The sequence below is a fragment of the Luedemannella flava genome (assembly GCF_039528515.1).
Lineage (GTDB): Bacteria > Actinomycetota > Actinomycetes > Mycobacteriales > Micromonosporaceae > Luedemannella > Luedemannella flava.
In genome coordinates, this window is the sequence record NZ_BAAALT010000009.1 from 60,565 (window position 1) to 77,276 (window position 16,712).

Sequence of the window (16,712 nt, forward strand, 5' to 3'; positions counted from 1 at the left end):
GGGTGCCGTTATTAGCGCGTACGGTCACCACGCCCCTCGCCATCGACATCCGGCGCGGCGCGGTGGTCGCGCTCGGGCAGATCCTCGCCGACCGGCGCATCTCGGCCGGCGGGGACGTGGCGATCGTGGTCGGGCCCGGCCAGGGCGACCGGATCGCCGACCTGCTGCGGCCCAGCCTCGGCGGGGCCGACGTGTTCACGGTCAGCGGCGGGTCGGTCGAGGCCGCGCTGGAGCTCGGCGAGAAGATCCGCGGCGGCTCGTACGACGCCGTCGTCGGCATCGGCGGCGGTAAGACCATCGACACCGCAAAGTACGCCGCCACCCGGTACGCGCTGCCCATGGTGAGCGTCGCGACGAGCCTGGCCCACGACGGCATCGCCTCCCCGGTGGCCTCGCTCGACCACGGCGGCGGCAAGGGCTCCTACGGCGTGCACATCCCCATCGCCGTCGTGGTCGACCTCGACTTCGTGGTCGCCGGCCCACGCCGGCAGACGCGCGCCGGCATCGGCGACGCGCTGAGCAACCTGTCCGCGGTCGCCGACTGGGAGCTGGCGAACCGGGTCCGGCAGGAGCCGCTCGACGGCCTCGCCCTGACCCTGGCGCGCACCGGCGCCGAGGCGCTGCTGCACCACCCGGGCCGCATCGGCACCGGGGCCGACGACAGCACGCAGGACGACTTCCTGCGGGTACTCGCGGAGGCTCTTGTCCTCGGTGGCCTGGCCATGTCCGTGTGCGGGTCCAGCCGGCCCTCCTCCGGCGGCTGTCACGAGATCTCCCACGCCATCGACCACCTCTTCCCGCACACCGCCGCGCACGGCGAGCAGGTGGGCCTGGGGGCGTTGTTCTGCACCTTCCTGCGGGTCAGCCGGGGCCTGGAGGACGGCGGGCGGTTCACCCAGCTGAGTGACGCGCTCGGCCGGCACGGCCTGCCCCGCGTGCCGGGCGACCTGGGCCTGAGCCCCGCGCAGTTCGCCGAGGCGGTGGTGCGCGCGCCGGGCACCCGGCCCGATCGTTACACCATCCTGGAGCACGTCGGTCTCGGCTTCGACGATGCCCTCGCGACCGTCAAGGAGTACGTCGATGCTGTCGGCGACTGAGGCGCCAGTGAACCCCCCCGTTCCCTCGGTGCGCGACTTCTACCGCACCAACCGCGGCGGCGGCCTGGTCAGCGAGGGCTTCCACCAGTGGGGCGGGGCGCTGTTCGCGCGCGCGGGCTTCCGCCGGGGCACCGCGCCGACCACGCTGACGCTGACCAACCTCGTCCTGGGCCTGGGCGCCAGCATCGCGGTGATCGCGCTGGCCCGCCCGGCTGCCGATGGCGACGTGCCGATCTGGCTGCCCGGCGTGCTCGCGCTGATCGGCTGGCAGGTCGCCTACATGCTCGACTGCGCCGACGGTCAGCTCGCCCGGGTCAGCGGCCGGCAGAGCGCGGCGGGCGGTCGGGTCGACGTGCTGTGCGACGTGGCGGCGCAGATCGGCCTGGTCACGGCCGTCAGTTCGGTGATGCTGGCGCAACGCGGCGACACGCCCCTGTGGCTCGTGGCGCTGTTCGCGGGCAGCTGGATGGTCAACCTGATCACGTCGGTGATGCAGTCGGGCCCCGCCGCCGCGAGCATGGTGACGTCCCGGTCGCTGCCGGTGCGCCTGGTCAAGCTCGTCCGCGACTACGGCGCGGTCATCACGCTGTTCGCACTGGTGCTCATCTTCGTTCCGAAGTGGACCGTCATCCCGGTCATCTTCTTCACGGCGGTGAACACGCTGTTCCTCTTCGCGAGCATCGTGTTCAGCGCGCGCGCCGCCCTGCGGGCCGCGCCGCGCTGACCTCGCGGTAGATCTCCAGCAGCCGCCCCGTGACCACCTCGGGGTGGAACATCTCCAGGTACCGCTTGCGCGCCGCGTCGCCGAAAGAACCTGCCTGGGTACGGGCCACAGCGAACCCCTCCGCGAGGGCACCCGCCTCGGGGGCGACCACCCACCCGCCTACTCCGGGGAAGCAGAGCCCTGCTCTGCTTCCCTCAGGGAAGCGCCGCTGGTCGGCGCCCACGAGGAACGGCACACCACCCACGTCCGTGCCCAGCACGGGACGCCCGTTGGCGAGCGCTTCGATGATCGCGGTCGGCAGCACGTCATGCCAGGTCGGCACCGCCAGGAACACCGCCGCGGACCGGAGCTGGGCGCTCATCTCCTCGCGCGGCACGACGCCGAGGTAGGTCACGTCCGACCGCTCTGCGGCCGCCGCCTCCGCCAGCGGGCGCAGCTCGCCGTCCCCGGCGATCCGCAGCTGTCCCAGCGCCCCGTCCGGGTGCCGGCGCCAGGCGTCCAGCAGCAGGCCGAGGCCCTTCTCCGGGCTGAGCCGGGCGGCGTAGAGGAAGCCCTCCCCGGCCGTGGTCGGCGCCGGTCCCGGGTCGGGGATCGCGTTGGGCTTGACCGAGATGTTCGCCTCGGGGATCCCGTACTCGATGAGGTGGTCTTTGATGGCGCTGGTCAGGGCGATGTAGCGGTCGACGGAGCGCCACGTGCCCCGGTGCGCGGCGAGCGCTGTCGCCATGGCCGCGCTCTGCGCCTTCGAGCCCCGGTAGCAGGAGTGGATCACGGCGGGCAGCCCGAACGCGCGCCCCTTGCAGTCGGTGCAGATGTGGCCGTCACGGAAGTACAGCCCGGAGGCGCACACCTGACGGTAGTTGTGCACGGTCTGGATCACCGGCACACCGTGCGCGTGCGCGGTGCGGATCACCCACGGTGACAGCAGCGGGTACGGGTTGTGCAGGTGGAGCAGGTCGGGGCGCTCCCGTCGGATCAGGTCCGCCAGGTCGGCCTGGGCGCGGCGGTTGTAGAGCGGTGAGAGCGGCAGCAGCGCCTTGTCCAGCAGCGGCAGCGCGCCGATGCCGTCGGAGGCGCGCTGGAACGGCAGCACCTCGACGCCAGCCGCGCGGAGCTGGGAGATCTCGGCGTCGACGATGACGTTCTCGCCGGACGGGAGCGCCTCGCGGTAGCGGTTGTGCGCGATGACCACCTTCACGGCCGTAACGTACCGCCCCGGCCGGGTACCGTGGTCGGGTGCCCGAGTTGCCGGAAGTCGAGGCGCTCGCCGCGGACCTCCGCGAGCGGGTCGTGGGACGGCGCGTGGAACGCGTCGACATCGCGGCGATCAGCGCCCTGAAGACGTACGACCCGCCGCCCACCGCCCTGCACGGCCGCGAGATCACCGGCACGGGTCGCCACGGCAAGTTCCTTGACCTGCAGTTTTCCGACCTGCACCTGGTTATCCACCTGTCGCGCGCGGGGTGGCTGCACTACCGCGACGCGCTGGGCGCCACGCCGCTCAAGCCCGGCAAGGGGCCGATCGCGCTGCGGGTGCGTTTCGACGACGGCAGCGGCTTCGACCTCACCGAGGCCGGCACCCAGAAGCGGCTCGCCGCCTACCTGGTGACGGACCCGCGCCTCGTGCCGGGCGTGTCCCGGCTCGGGCCCGACGCGCTCGGGGTCGACCTGGACGGCTTCGCCGCGGCGATCCGGGCGCAGCGGGGCCAGCTCAAGGGCGTGCTCACCGATCAGCAGGTCATCGCCGGCGTCGGCAACGCGTACTCCGATGAGATTCTGCACCGCGCGAAGCTGTCACCCTTCGCGATCAGCGCGCGGCTGACGGACGACCAGGTGGCCCGGCTGTACGAGGCGACGCGGACGGTCCTCGCCGGTGCCGTCGAGAAGGCTGTCGGCCAGCGTGCGGCCAGCCTGAAGGCGGAGAAGAAGGCCGGGCTCGTCGTGCACAACCGGACGGGCCTGCCCTGTCCGGTGTGTGGCGACCTGATCCGGGAGGTGTCTTTCGCCGATTCGAGCCTGCAGTACTGCCCCACCTGCCAGACGGGTGGAAAGCCGCTGGCCGACCGGCGACTTTCGCGCCTCGTGCGTTAAGCAGTCGACTGTCCGCTGAGCGCATGACGCTCGACACGGCGCGGGCAGGGAGATTACTGTCGGCCAGTCGGCGGCTGAACGTTCTCACCGCCGTGGCAAACTGGGTGAGCTGTGACAGTTCCGGTGTCGCGGTTGGCGCGGCCGCCCGAGCGGATGAAGGTCGGTTGATCCGGCGTGGCATGGGAGGACAAACCCGAGGTGACAACGAGCCTCCGGCCTTCCACCACGGAGGGGGTTCATCGACGTGGCCGCCACCGGGCTCGGATCCCGGAAAGCATCGAGATCATCCCGAATCACAACGGCGTGCCCCGGTCCGGCCTGTTCAAGGCGAAGCGGGCGTCGACCTGGCACCGGCCGTACCGGCTGGGTCTGCTGGTCCTCGACTACGGCGCGGCGGCGCTCGCCAGCTTCACCGCCAGCGGCTATGTGAAGTCCAACGCGGGCTTCGACAGCGAGGCCCTGCTCTCCCTCGTGGAGTACCTCTACCTCCCGCTCGCCTGGCTGGTCGTCCTCTGGGGGCACGGCGCCTACGACCGGCGCTACCTGGGCGTCGGCACGGACGAGTTCAAGCGGGTGTTCCGGACCTTCGTCACCATGACCGCCCTGGTGGCGTTCGTCGCGTTCTCCAGCAAGGCCGAGCTGTCCCGGGTCACCGTCGGCATCGCCATGGTGTCGGGCCTCGTCTACATGCTCATCGGCCGGTACCTTGCCCGCCGGTTCCTCATCCTCGCCCGCGGTCGCGGGCGCGCCCGCAACAGGTTGCTGCTGGTCGGGACGCTGCCCGAGGCGCTGGAGGTGTACACCGCGGTCAGCCGGGCGCCCGGCGCCGGCATGATGCCGATCGGCATCCGCCTCACCGAGGGGTACGTGAACACGCGCGGCATGGCGACACCCGTGCCCGTGTTCGTCGGTCGCGAGGTGATGAGCCTCGTCCGGGAGCTGGGCGCGGACACGATCGCGGTCTGCGGCTCGGCCAGCAACGAGCCCGGCGAGCTGCGCCGGCTCGCCTGGCAGCTCGAGGGCACCGGCATCGACCTGGTCGTGGCACCGCAGCTGACCGACATCGCCGGCCCGCGCGTGCACATCCGTCCGGTCGAGGGCCTGCCGCTGCTGCACGTCGAGGAGCCCACCCTCGCGGGCCTCGCGTGGCTGTTCAAGAACTTCATGGACCGGCTCATGTCGGCCCTGCTCCTGGCGATCATCTCGCCGCTACTCCTGATCATCGCCATTCTGATCAAGCTGTCCGACCGGGGGCCGGTCTTCTTCCGGCAGTCCCGGGTGGGTCGGGAGGGCAAGACCTTCCGGGTCTGGAAGTTCAGGACCATGTACACCGATGCTGAGGAGCGCCTCGCACACCTCGTCGAACAGAACGAGACCGACGGCCTCCTTTTCAAGATCCGTAACGATCCCCGGATCACGCCGGTCGGGCGCTTCCTGCGCGCCAGCTCGCTCGACGAGCTGCCCCAGCTGATCAACGTGCTGCGCGGCGACATGTCCCTCGTCGGCCCGCGCCCGCTGCCCGCCGACGACGGCGACTTCCTCGGCGACGTCCGCCGCCGCCTGCTCGTCCGCCCCGGCATGACCGGGCTGTGGCAGGTCTCCGGGCGCTCGGAGCTCTCCTGGGACGACGCGGTCCGCCTGGACCTCTACTACGTCGACAACTGGTCGCTCGCCTTCGACCTGCTGATCCTCTGGCGCACGATCGGCGTGGTCCTGGCCCGCAAGGGCGCCTACTAACCCTCACCGCCGCCGGATGTGCACATGTGGCGACGTTGTCGCCTCGTCTACCCGCCAGGTGTGCACATTTGGCGGGGTCTGAGCGTCGGCGGTCCGCTAGATGTGAGCAGTTGGCGGGGTCGGGTGTCGGGCGCTCGCCAAATGTGCGCATGTGGCGAGTTCGGGCGCGACCCCGGCCCGTGAAGGTTGCGCTTGCGGGCGTCGGGCACGCGGGGTGTCGGGCAACGCAGCCAAGATTGGTATCTCCTGTGCAGGCATGTGGCTGGGCTGCACTCCCGCACAGAAAACGGTGATCTCGAGCGCCGCCGCCGGGCGATATGTCGCTTGTTGGCCCCCGGGGAATGCGCATCCGCACAGGATTCGCTGATCATGGACGGCCGGGAGTCGGCTGCGGGCGATTGAGCTGCACGTTCGCACCGCAGATCGCGATCTCCATCAACGGATCGTCACCGTCGCCGGCCGGCGCGGGTTGGCTACACAACCTCTTCACCTGGTGGGACGGGGTTCTCCATAGGCGCTCGTTAGAGTCCCGGACATGAACGAGCGACGGATCCTGGTGGTGGAGGACGAGCGGACCATCGCCGACGCGGTGGCCGCCCGCCTGCGGGCCGAGGGGTTCGCCGTCGAGCTGGCCCACGACGGGCCCAGCGCGGTGGCGCGTGCCGAGGCCGTCCAGCCGGACCTGGTCGTCCTCGACATCATGCTGCCCGGGTTCGACGGCCTGGAGGTGTGCCGCCGCATCCAGGCGACCCGCCCAGTACCGGTGCTCATGCTCACCGCCCGTGACGACGAGACCGACCTGCTGGTGGGCCTGGCCGTCGGCGCGGACGACTACCTCACCAAGCCGTTCTCCATGCGGGAGCTGGCCGCCCGCGTACACGCCCTGCTCCGCCGCGTGCAACGCCACCCGGGGGCGTCCGCCGGGGGCGCCGACGCGGAGATCCGCGTCGGCGATCTGGAGATCAATCAAACCCAGCGGAGGGTACGCCGCGGCGGCGTCGAGGCCCATCTGACGCCGACCGAGTTCGACCTGTTGGTGCACCTCGCCAGCCGACCCCGGGCGGTGCTGCCCAGGGAGCGGCTGCTCGCGGACATCTGGGGCTGGGCTGACGCTTCGGGGACGCGTACGGTCGACAGCCACATCAAGGCGCTGCGCCGCAAGCTCGGCGCCGATGTGATCCGCACCGTGCACGGCGTCGGCTACGCCCTGGATCTCAGATGACCGAGCGTAGCGAGGGCATCAGGTGGCTCTGTGACGACGTCGACGGGGACACGGTTTGTGCCGAACTGGCTCGTGCGGCTGCTGGCGGCGTTGCCACGCCCGCTCGACCCGGTCCGCTCGATCAAGCTCAAGCTCGGGATCCTGCTGGTCAGCTCGGGTGCGGCCGGGCTGTCGTACTTCTGGCTGCAGTTCGGCGGGATTCCGCCGGTGACCTCGGCGATCGCCATCGGGCTCGCCCTGGCCACCTCCCAGGTGCTCGCGCACGGGATGACCCAACCGCTGCGCGACATGACGGCCGCCGCCCGGGCCATGGCGCGCGGCGACTACAGCCGGCGGGTGCGCGCCACCTCCCGCGACGAGGTCGGCGAGCTGGCCAAGGCGTTCAACCAGATGGCCGCCGACCTCGACACCGCCGACCGGCAGCGCCGCGAGATGATCGCGAACGTCTCGCACGAGCTGCGTACCCCCATCTCGGCCCTGCAGGCCGTGCTGGAGAACCTGGTCGACGGGGTGGCGGCCGCCGACCCGGCGACCCTGCGCACCGCGCTGGCCCAGACCGAGCGGCTCGGCCGCCTGGTCACGGAGCTGCTGGACCTGTCCCGCATCGACGCGGGCGCCCAGCCGCTCAAGCTCGCCGTCCTCGACGTGGCGCCGCTGCTGGCCGACGTGGTCGCGGAGGCGGACGTCATGGCGTCCGCGTCCGGGCGGGACGTGCAGGTCGACGCGTTCACCCGGCACGACGCGGCGACGATCGTGGCCGACCGCGAGCGGCTGTGCCAGGTGCTGGTGAACCTGCTGGACAACGCCACCCGGCACAGCCCGGCGGGCGGCGTGGTCACGGTGACCGCCTACCGCACCGACGAGGGCGTCACGATCGACGTCTGCGACGAGGGTCCGGGCATCGCGCCCGCCGACCGGGCCCGCATCTTCGAGCGCTTCACCCGGGGTGAGCGGGCCACGGGCGGGGGTACGGGCCTCGGCCTGGCCATCGCCCGCTGGGCCATGGACCTGCACGGCGGCACGATCGCCGCCGTCGACCCGCCGGGCGGGCGCGGCTGCTGCGTCCGGCTCACCCTGCCCGACGGCGCGGGTACGCGCGCCGCCGGCGCGGACACCCGCACCGGCCACCCCACCGACTAGCCACCCACGCGCACCACGGGACGGGCCGCCACGGCGGCCGTGCCGCGATGCCGCGTGCCCACCCCTGGAGTGATCATGTCGATCGGTCAGCCTCTGCCCCATCCGGTTCCGGCACCGTCGCCCGTCGTGGTCGTCAACAGCGGGCCACTCGTCACCTGGTGGACCGGCAAGGTCGCGCCCGCCGGCCGGGTGCCCGCCGCCGCGACGGTCGCCGGCGTCGTTGCCGGCACCGCGGTGCCGATCGACCGGCCCGGCATCGGCTGGCTCGCCGCCGCATCGGCGTCGGCCGTCGCGGTGGCCCTGGCCGGCAGGGCCGCGCGCGCCGCGGCGTCTGCGAGCCGTGTCGAGGTGCCGGCGAGTCGCGCTGAGGTGCCTGCGAACACCGTCGAGACATCCGCGAGCGGCGCCCAGGCGTCCGCGAATCGCGCGGAGGCCTCCGCCCGCCGTGCCGAGGCGGTCTGGCGCTGGACGTTCGGGGCCGCCGCTGTTCTGCTCGTGGCCGTTGGCACCGTTCGGGCCGCCGAGTGGCTGTTCGTGTTGTGCCTGCTCGGTGCCGTTGTGTGCGGCGCGGTTGCCGTCGGCGGCGGGCGGAGCGTGGCCGGGCTCGTCGTGTCCGTGCTGTCGGTGCCGCTCGCGGCGTTGCGCGGCCTCGGTTGGTACAGCCGTAGCCTCGGCGCCCTATCCCGGGATGTTTCACGTGAACCCACCGACGGGACCACCGAACGGGCGCCGTCGCCGGTTCGCCTGCTGGCGTCCGTACTCCTGGGGGTTGTTCTTGTCGCTCTTTTCGGGGCGCTGCTCAGCAGCGCGGACGCCGCGTTCGCCGAGGTCGTGGGTCGGGCCCTGCCGTCGTTGGACGCCGGCCCGATCATGCGGTTCGGCCTCTTGCTCGTGGTGGGCACTCTGGGGACGGTAGGTGCCTGCTACCTGAGGATGCGCCCGCTGGCGGTGGGCGAGGGGGCTACCGCCAGCGGGCGCCGCACGGTGCGGCTCGTCGAGTGGGCCGTGCCGGTGGCGCTGCTCGACCTGCTGTTCGCGTCGTTCGTGGCCGTGCAGTTCGCGGTGCTCTTCGGCGGCAACGAGCACGTCCTGGCGACCGCGGACCTCACCTACGCCGACTACGCCCGCAGCGGGTTCTGGCAGCTGTTGTACGTGACCGTGCTCAGCCTCGGGGTGGTCGCCGTGGCAGCCCGCCTGGCGCCGAGGGACACCGCGCGGCACCGGCTCTGGCTGCGCCTGCTGGTCGGGGCGCTCGCCGCGTTGCTGCTGGTCGTCGTGGCCTCGGCGCTGACCCGGATGTGGACCTACGAGCAGGCGTACGGGTACACCCGGCTGCGCGTGTGGGTGAGCGCCGTCGAGTTGCTGCTCGGCGTCGTGTTCGTGCTGGTGCTCGTCGCCGGGGTGCGGCTGCGGGCCCGGTGGATGCCGCGCGCGGTCGTCCTGGCCGGCGCGCTGACGTTGCTGGGGCTCGCCGCGCTGAACCCGGACGCGTTCATCGCCGAGCGCAACATCGCCCGCTGGCACGCGGACCACCCGCTCGACACGTACTACCTGGGCCAGCTCTCCGACGACGCGGTGCCGGCGCTGGCCACACTGCCCGAACCGCTGCGCGGGTGCGTCCTGGGCCGGTTGGCGACCGCCCGGCAGGACCGCGGCGCCAACCCGTGGGCCGGCTGGAACTACGGCCGGGCGCGGGCCGCGGACACGCTGGAGAACGCATCGACCTTCTTCGCCTGCCCGTCCTGACGCGCGGGCGGTTTCGCCCCGGCACGCTAGATTCTGGAGATATGAGCAGCGGGGAGACGACAGCCGCCGCGCCGTCGGTCGAGGCACCACCGGTCGACGGCGCGCAGCCGGCGCTCGCGCTGCGGGGCCTCGCCAAGCGGTTCGGCCTCAAGGTCGCTGTGGCCGGCATCCACCTCGACGTCCCGGCCGGCTCCTTCTACGGCCTGCTGGGGCCCAACGGGGCCGGCAAGACGACGTCGCTGTCCATGGCCGTGGGCCTGCTGCGCCCCGACGCGGGCGCCGCGTACGTGCTGGGTCAGGACGTGTGGGCCGACCCTGTCGCCGCCAAGCGCCTGCTGGGCGTGCTGCCCGACGGGGTGCGCATGTTCGACCGGCTCACCGGCCGCGAGCTGCTCGCCTACACCGGGCTGCTGCGCGGGATGCCCGCCGACGAGGTGGACGCCCGCGCCCGCGACCTGCTCGACGTGCTGGGCCTGGTCGAGGCGGGGCAGACCCTGGTCGTCGACTACTCGGCCGGCATGCGCAAGAAGATCGGGCTGGCGTGCGCGCTGCTGCACGCGCCTCGGGTCCTCGTGCTCGACGAGCCGTTCGAGGCCGTCGACCCGGTCTCGGCGGCGCTGATCCGCGACATCCTGCAGCGCTACGTCCACAGTGGCGGGACGGTGATCTTCTCGAGCCACGTCATGCAGGTCGTCGAGCGGCTCTGCAGCCACGTCGCGATCCTCGCCGAGGGCCAGATCAAGGCCGTGGGCACGCTGGCGGACGTGCGCGGCGGGCGCGACCTGGAGGAGGTGTTCGTCGAGGTGGTGGGCGGGCGCACGGCGACGGGCAAGGAGTTGTCCTGGCTGTGACCACGGCACGGCCGCGCGACATCGTGCGGCTCAAGATCCAGCTGCTGCGCAACTCGCTGCGCGGCCAGTCGTGGCGCATCGCGCTGTTCCTGTTGGGGCTGGTCATAGGCCTGTTCGTGGGCTTCGGCGTCGGGCTCGCGGTGAGCCTCACCGGCCTCGACGGCGCCGACCCGGCGACGAGCCGCGACATCGCCTACCTGGTGGCCGTCCTGCTCGGCACGGGCACCGTGCTGGCCTGGGCGCTGTTCCCGATGCTGTTCTTCGGCATCGACGAGACCATCGACCCGGCCCGCTTCGCGCTCCTGCCCGTGCCGCGGCGGGTGCTGCTCGCCGGCATGCTGGCCGCGGCGTTCGTGGGCGTGCCCGCGCTGACCACGTTCCTCGCCACCGGCGGCCTCGCGATCGCGGCCGGCCTGCGGTTCGGTCCGCTCATCGCGCTCGTGTCGCTGGTGTGCGTGCTCGTGGGGCTGCTCGTGGGCGTGGTCGCGAGCCGGGCGCTGACCAGCGCGCTGGCCGCCATGCTGCGCTCGCGCAAGATGCGCGACCTGGCGGCCGTCCTCATCGCGGTGCTGGCCTCGATGGCGGCGCCGTTGCAGTGGGGGATCACGGCGCTGGTCGACTCCGGCTCCATGAGCAGGGCCATGGCGATCTCGCGGGTGCTGGCCTGGACGCCGCTCGGCGCGCCGTACGCGATCCCGTTCGATCTCGCGGAGGGTCGGGTCGGGCCGGCGGCGCTCCGTGCCGTGATCATCGGGGTCACGCTGGCGGGGCTGCTCTGGTGGTGGTCGGCGACCCTGGAGTCCGCCATGATCGGGACGACGGCGCAGGGCGGGGCCGCCCGTGCCGCGACGCCCGGTGGCGCGGTGGGCGCGCTGATCCCCCGGAGCCTGCGCGGCCTGGTCCGGCCCAGCCCGTACGGCGCGATCTTCGCCCGCGAGTGGCGGTCGTGGTGGCGCGACGCCCGTCGGCGGGCCAGCCTCCTGTCCGTGCTCATCGCCTCGGCGGTGGTGCCCATCGTGGTGCTGTTCACCCCGTTCCAGCCCGTGGTGGAAGGGGCGCCCACGCCCGAGCCGCACCGGCTGATCGTCGGGTACGGCGTCACGTTCGCCGGCACGATCGGCGGCATGCTGCTGGCCAACCAGTTCGCGTTCGACGGCAGCGCGCACGCCGCCCACCTGCTGGCCGGCGTCCCGGGCCGGACAGAGCTGCGCGCCCGCGCCGCGGCGCTGGCCGCGCTGACCGTTCCGTTGATCGCCGTGATCACGAGCGCGGTGCTCGTGGCCAGCGGCGGCGCGGACTGGATCCTGGCCGGGTTGGGCCTGCTGGCGACCGGGTTCGGCGCCGCCATCGCGGCGGCCTCGCTGCTGTCGGTCCTCGCGGCGTACCCGATGCCGGACGTGAACAACCCGTTCGCCCTCAACACCGGGTCGGGCAGCGCCAAAGGGCTGCTCGCCGCGGTGGCGATCGTGGCGACCATCGCGCTCTCCAGTCCGGTGACGCTGGTGAGCATGCTGCTCGACGGCCTCACCCGGGGGATCGTCGTGCTGGTCGTCGGCGTCGCGTACGGCGTCACGGCGGCCTGGCTGGGCACCCTGATCGCCGGCGACGCGCTGGACCGGCGCGGCCCGGAGCTGCTGGCGGCGGTGACACCCAGGCGATGACCATCCACATGACCGACCCGTTCGCGACCCCCGAGCCGCAGCGCTCGCCGGTGCGCCGGCTGCGCGGCCGGCTGCCGTCGGCGGTGACGCTGTGGACGGCGACCGGCCGGCGCGGTCCCGTCGGGCTGACCGTCTCGTCGACGGTGGTGGTCGAAGGCGACCCGGGCCGCCTGCTCGGCGTGCTCGATCCCGAGTCCGACCTGGCCGAGGCCCTGACCGGCACCAGCCGGCGGACCCGCTTCGTCGTGCAGCCGCTGACCGAGGGGGAGCGACGGCTCGCCGACAAGTTCGCCGGCCTGATGCCCGCCCCCGGCGGCCTGTTCGCGGGCCTGGACTGGCGCGACTCGGGGTACGGCCCGGTGCTGGCCGGTCCGCGCACCTGGGCCGGGGCGGTCGTGGTGGACGCGCGGCCGCTCGGCTGGGGCGTCCTCGTGGAGGCCGAGATCGCCGAGGTCGAGGTCGCCGACGATGCGTCGGCCGGACCATTGGTGCATTTCCGCGGCCGTTACCGCACCATAAGCTGACGTTCATCTCCTTCGGATAGCGACGTTGGGCGCTAAATTGGCCCAAAAGTTGCGGACATCGTTGTGGATTAAGGTTGTGGGCATGGGTGTCGCGCGACGTTTTGGACCAGGCCACCGGGTGCTCGTCACGGGTGGTGCCGGATTTGTCCCATCACACATCGTCGATGAGCTGCTGGCGCGTGGCGTGACGGTCGTCGCTATCGACAACTTCGTGACGGGCTCCAAGGAGAACGTCGCGCATCTGGCGGAGCACCCCGACTTCACCCTCGTCGAGGCCGACCTCGCGTACGGGTTGCCGGCCGACCCGGCGGTCGAGGAGCGCTTCGACGCGATCATGCACTGCGCCTCGCCCGCCAGCCCGACCGACTTCGGCCTGCTGCCGATCGAGATCATGAAGGTGAACGGCCCGGCGACCCTGCACCTGCTGGAGCGGGCCACCACCGACGGCGCCCGGTTCCTGGTCACGTCCACCTCCGAGGCGTACGGCGACCCCGAGGTGCACCCGCAGCCCGAGACGTACTGGGGCAACGTCAACCCGATCGGCATCCGCAGCGTCTACGACGAGTCCAAGCGGTTCGCCGAGGCCGCCACGATGGCGTACCACCGCTCGCGCGGCACCGACGTCGCCATCGTCCGGATCTTCAACACGTACGGTCCGCGCATGCGCTCCGACGACGGCCGGGCCATCCCGACGTTCATCACCCAGGCGCTGCGCGGCGAGCCGATCACCGTGCACGGCACGGGCGACCAGACCCGCTCGATCTGCTACGTCGACGACCTGGTCCGCGGCATCCTGGCCCTGCTCGACTCGGGCGAGACCGGCCCGATCAACTGCGGGACAGAGTACGAGATGACTATGCGACAGTTGGCCGAGACGATCGTGAACCTCGCGGGCAGCCCGTCCCAGATCACCTATGTGCCGCGTACCTCGGACGACCCCGAGCGCCGCCGCCCCGACCTGACCCGCGCGCGCACCCTGCTCGGGTACGAACCGCAGGTCGGGCCGGACGAGGGCCTCCGCACCACGATCGAGTACTTCGCCCAGCGCGTGGCGAACTGAGGCGTTCTCCACGCGGCGCGAGCCGGGTCGTGCTTACGGTCACGCTGATCGGTTGACGTGACTGGGCTGCGTACCCTTGGGCCCATGGCGACTCCCCCAGAAGAGGACAACCCCGTACTCCCCGGCGACGGCGCTCCCCGGGTGACCGGCCGCGCGTCCGCGCCCTCGTCCTACCCGGCGGGTCGGGCCTCGGTGGGTCGCGCCTCGGTCGGGTCGTCGGGTTCCTCGGGCCGGGCCCCGGCGTCGGGTGCGCCACGGCCACCGTCCGGCACCGCGTACGGCCCCGGCGCCGCCGTGGCGAAGAAGAAGCGCGTCAAGCCCCGGTGGGGCCGCATCGCGCTCGTCGGGACGCTCGCCCTGGTGCTGCTCATCGGGGTGTTCGGCCTGGGTGTCTACCTCTACGCGAACAGCTTCAACAGCAAGCTGGACCGGACCGACCCGTTCTCCGCGATCACGGGCGACCGGCCGCCCAAGATCGTCGACGGCGCGTTCAACATCCTGCTGCTCGGCAGCGACTCGCGCGACCCGGACGCCCCCATCGACAAGGCCGGCAAGTGGCGCACGGACACGATCGTGCTCATGCACGTCTCCGCCGACCACCAGAAGGCGTACCTGGTCTCGTTCCCCCGCGACCTCTACGTGCACGTGCCGCAGAGCGCCGACGGCCAGTACGGCAACACGATGGCGAAGCTCAACGCGGCGTACGCGTGGGGCGGCCTGCCGTTGATGGTGCAGACCGTGGAGGGCTACACCGGGGTACGCATCGACCACGTGGCGATCATCGACTTCGCCGGCTTCAAGGACGTGGTGGACGCGCTCGGTGGGGTGGACCTGAAGGTCGAGAAGACGATCAAGTCGGTGCACAAGCCGTACCGGACGTTCAAAAAGGGCACCAATCACATGAATGGTACTCAGGCGCTGGACTGGATCCGGCAGCGTTACCAGTTCCCGGATGGCGATTTCGCCCGGATTAGGCATCAGCAGGAATTTCTCAAGGCCATCATGGACAAAGCTGTGAGTACGGGCACACTCGCCAATCCCGTAAAGCTGAACAATTTCCTGAATGCGGTCGTGAAGGCGGTAAAGGTGGACAAGGAATTTGACCTTGTCTCCATGGCGCTGCAGTTCCGGAACATGAACAGCAGCAACCTGGTGTTCCTGACGTCGCCGCACCTGAACCCGCAGAACATCAACGGCGAGAGCGTCGTCCCGGGCGACAAGGAGAAGGCCCTCGGGCTCTATGACGCCATGGCGAAGGACAAGGTCGGCGAGTGGGTGGCCGCGAACCCACCGTCACCGGCGCCTAACTGAGACGGCACATATCTGAGAGTTCAATCAGAATTGTCGACGTCCGCGCCTGAAAGATCCTGGTTACGGCCTTGTAACGACCATCCGGGTTCTCCGGGGGTGGCCATCTCGGGTAAAGTCACCGGAAAGCTTGACGTCCGACGGGGTGGGGTGGGAATGAGCTCGGGAGCGCGACCGCTGGGCCACGCGGCCCCCACGCGGCACGCCGGCTCCCAGGCCCGCCACACCACCACGGCGCTTCCCCGGCCGACGTACGCTGAGCCGACCGACCGGAGGGCCTGCCCTCCCGCCCTGGAGATGTGATGCAGTCGTACGCGCCTTCGCGACCCACCTCGACGGTGTACGGCTCGCCTGTCCACGCGGACGACGACCTGACGCCATCGTCCGACGATGAGCCCGGCAAGGGCAAGGGTAGGAAGAAGAAACGTCGCCGGTTTCTCCCCACCGACCCCGGCTGGGCCAAGACCCTGCTGATCGTCGGCGCCGTTCTCATGATCGTCAGTGGCATCAGCGGCGGCATCGTCGTGACCGGTCGTCTCGCGTTGGCCTACGCCACGAAGGACATCAAGCAGGAAGACCTGATCCCGGAGGAGTTGAAGGCCGCCGGCAAGAACATCGACGGAGAGCTGAACATCCTGCTGCTCGGCCTCGATGAGCGCAAGAACAGCGACGCGGCGATCCGCACGGACTCGATCATCATCATCCATGTGCCGAAGGCTCACGACAACGTCTACCTCATCTCGCTGCCGCGTGACACCAAGGTCGACATCCCGGCCATGCCCGACTTCAACTACCCCGGCCGCAGCAATGCCAAGTTGACCGAGGTCTACCAGGTCGGCAACCAGAAGAACGGCAAGCCCGACGACTCGGAAGCCGGCCGTAAGCGCGGGGTGACCGCCACCGCCCGTGTGATCAGCAAGCTGGTGCCCGGCGGCATCAGGTTCAACGCCGTCGCGATCATCAACTACAACGGCTTCAAGAAGCTGGTTGAGGCGCTGGGCGGCGTGAAGATGTGCATCGACCAGGTGGTCAAGTCGGAGCACTACGACGCCAAGGGCAAGTACCACACGAGCACGAGCCGCGAGGGCGTCTCGCAATACACGTACAAGCCCGGCTGCCGCAACATGAAGGCGTGGGAGGCCCTCGACTACGCGCGTCAGCGCGAGGGCCTGCCGAACGGCGACTACGACCGCCAGCGTCACCAGCAGCAGTTGCTGCGGGCCATCTTCTCGAAGCTGCTGAGCAAGGGCACGCTCACCGACGTCTCGCAGTTCAGCGCCCTGCAGAAGGCGGCCGGCGACCTGCTCACGCTGGACCTCGGCAAGGTCAAGATCGAGGACTGGCTGTTCTCCTTCAAGCACCTGAACGAGAGCAACATCGTGATGATCAAGACCAACGGCGGCACCTACGCCAGCCAGACGATCAACGGCCTCTCGTACCAGATTCTTAACGAGGACAGTGTCGACCTGCTCAGGGCCGTGAAAGAGGACACCGTCTACGAGTTCCTGACCAAGCACCCCAACTGGATCGCCAAGACGAAGTAGCGGGCCT

14 protein-coding genes are annotated in these 16,712 nt (G+C 71.1%); 13 read left to right on the forward strand and 1 reads right to left on the reverse strand.

The genetic code is table 11. The features are described 5' to 3' along the window. The first annotated feature begins 2 nt into the window (after positions 1 to 2). Together ABD211_RS02675 and ABD211_RS02680 are read left to right on the forward strand one after the other, a co-directional pair. Positions 3 to 1,097, forward strand: a complete 1,095-nt coding sequence (locus ABD211_RS02675) for an iron-containing alcohol dehydrogenase family protein (protein WP_344125798.1) — start codon at positions 3 to 5, stop codon at positions 1,095 to 1,097. Continuing rightward, entirely contained in the window at positions 1,081 to 1,821 is a 741-nt protein-coding gene (locus tag ABD211_RS02680; RefSeq protein WP_344125800.1) for a CDP-alcohol phosphatidyltransferase family protein, read from the forward strand. Before ABD211_RS02675 ends, ABD211_RS02680 begins: the two co-directional genes overlap by 17 nt. Here ABD211_RS02680 and ABD211_RS02685 read toward each other — a convergent pair. Then, the gene (locus tag ABD211_RS02685) at positions 1,784 to 3,019 is read right to left on the reverse strand and encodes a glycosyltransferase (protein WP_344125802.1); all 1,236 of its coding nucleotides are present in this window, start codon (positions 3,017 to 3,019) and stop codon (positions 1,784 to 1,786) included. The two genes, ABD211_RS02680 and ABD211_RS02685, sit on opposite strands and share 38 nt — an antisense overlap. A gap of 38 nt (positions 3,020 to 3,057) precedes the next feature. Between ABD211_RS02685 and ABD211_RS02690 the strand changes: the two genes are divergently transcribed. The 11 genes from ABD211_RS02690 to ABD211_RS02740 all read left to right on the forward strand — a co-directional run bounded on the left by ABD211_RS02690 (position 3,058) and on the right by ABD211_RS02740 (position 16,705). Then, positions 3,058 to 3,912, forward strand: coding sequence for a DNA-formamidopyrimidine glycosylase family protein (locus ABD211_RS02690; RefSeq protein WP_344125804.1), 855 nt, complete (start codon positions 3,058 to 3,060; stop codon positions 3,910 to 3,912). A gap of 264 nt (positions 3,913 to 4,176) precedes the next feature. Next, positions 4,177 to 5,649 carry a sugar transferase gene (locus ABD211_RS02695; RefSeq protein ID WP_344125957.1) on the forward strand — a complete coding sequence of 491 codons (1,473 nt, stop codon included), beginning with the start codon at positions 4,177 to 4,179 and terminating at the stop codon, positions 5,647 to 5,649. A 535-nt stretch (positions 5,650 to 6,184) separates the two neighbouring features. Beyond that, positions 6,185 to 6,871, forward strand: a complete 687-nt coding sequence (locus ABD211_RS02700; protein ID WP_344125806.1) for a response regulator transcription factor — start codon at positions 6,185 to 6,187, stop codon at positions 6,869 to 6,871. 30 nt (positions 6,872 to 6,901) lie between these two features. Next, on the forward strand, positions 6,902 to 8,011 hold the full coding sequence (locus ABD211_RS02705; RefSeq protein WP_344125808.1) for a HAMP domain-containing sensor histidine kinase: 1,110 nt from the start codon (positions 6,902 to 6,904) through the stop codon (positions 8,009 to 8,011). A gap of 126 nt (positions 8,012 to 8,137) precedes the next feature. Then, positions 8,138 to 9,757 (forward strand): DUF4153 domain-containing protein, encoded by a 1,620-nt coding sequence (locus ABD211_RS02710; protein WP_344125810.1) that lies wholly within the window; start codon positions 8,138 to 8,140, stop codon positions 9,755 to 9,757. Between the two features lie 41 nt (positions 9,758 to 9,798). Continuing rightward, the gene (locus ABD211_RS02715; protein WP_344125812.1) at positions 9,799 to 10,608 is read left to right on the forward strand and encodes an ABC transporter ATP-binding protein; all 810 of its coding nucleotides are present in this window, start codon (positions 9,799 to 9,801) and stop codon (positions 10,606 to 10,608) included. Further along, positions 10,605 to 12,269: an ABC transporter permease gene (locus ABD211_RS02720; RefSeq protein WP_344125814.1), complete on the forward strand. Its 1,665-nt coding sequence runs from the start codon at positions 10,605 to 10,607 to the stop codon at positions 12,267 to 12,269. The genes ABD211_RS02715 and ABD211_RS02720 overlap by 4 nt, the downstream gene beginning before the upstream one ends. Continuing rightward, positions 12,266 to 12,793 (forward strand): flavin reductase family protein, encoded by a 528-nt coding sequence (locus ABD211_RS02725; protein WP_344125816.1) that lies wholly within the window; start codon positions 12,266 to 12,268, stop codon positions 12,791 to 12,793. Before ABD211_RS02720 ends, ABD211_RS02725 begins: the two co-directional genes overlap by 4 nt. An 82-nt stretch (positions 12,794 to 12,875) precedes the next feature. Next, a complete protein-coding gene (locus ABD211_RS02730) occupies positions 12,876 to 13,853 on the forward strand; it encodes an NAD-dependent epimerase/dehydratase family protein (RefSeq protein WP_344125818.1) in 978 nt (325 codons plus the stop codon). An 84-nt stretch (positions 13,854 to 13,937) separates the two neighbouring features. Beyond that, positions 13,938 to 15,164, forward strand: coding sequence for an LCP family glycopolymer transferase (locus ABD211_RS02735; RefSeq protein WP_344125820.1), 1,227 nt, complete (start codon positions 13,938 to 13,940; stop codon positions 15,162 to 15,164). Between the two features lie 299 nt (positions 15,165 to 15,463). Further along, complete coding sequence (locus ABD211_RS02740) at positions 15,464 to 16,705, forward strand: LCP family protein (RefSeq protein ID WP_344125822.1); 1,242 nt, start codon at positions 15,464 to 15,466, stop codon at positions 16,703 to 16,705. Positions 16,706 to 16,712: the final 7 nt, after the last annotated feature.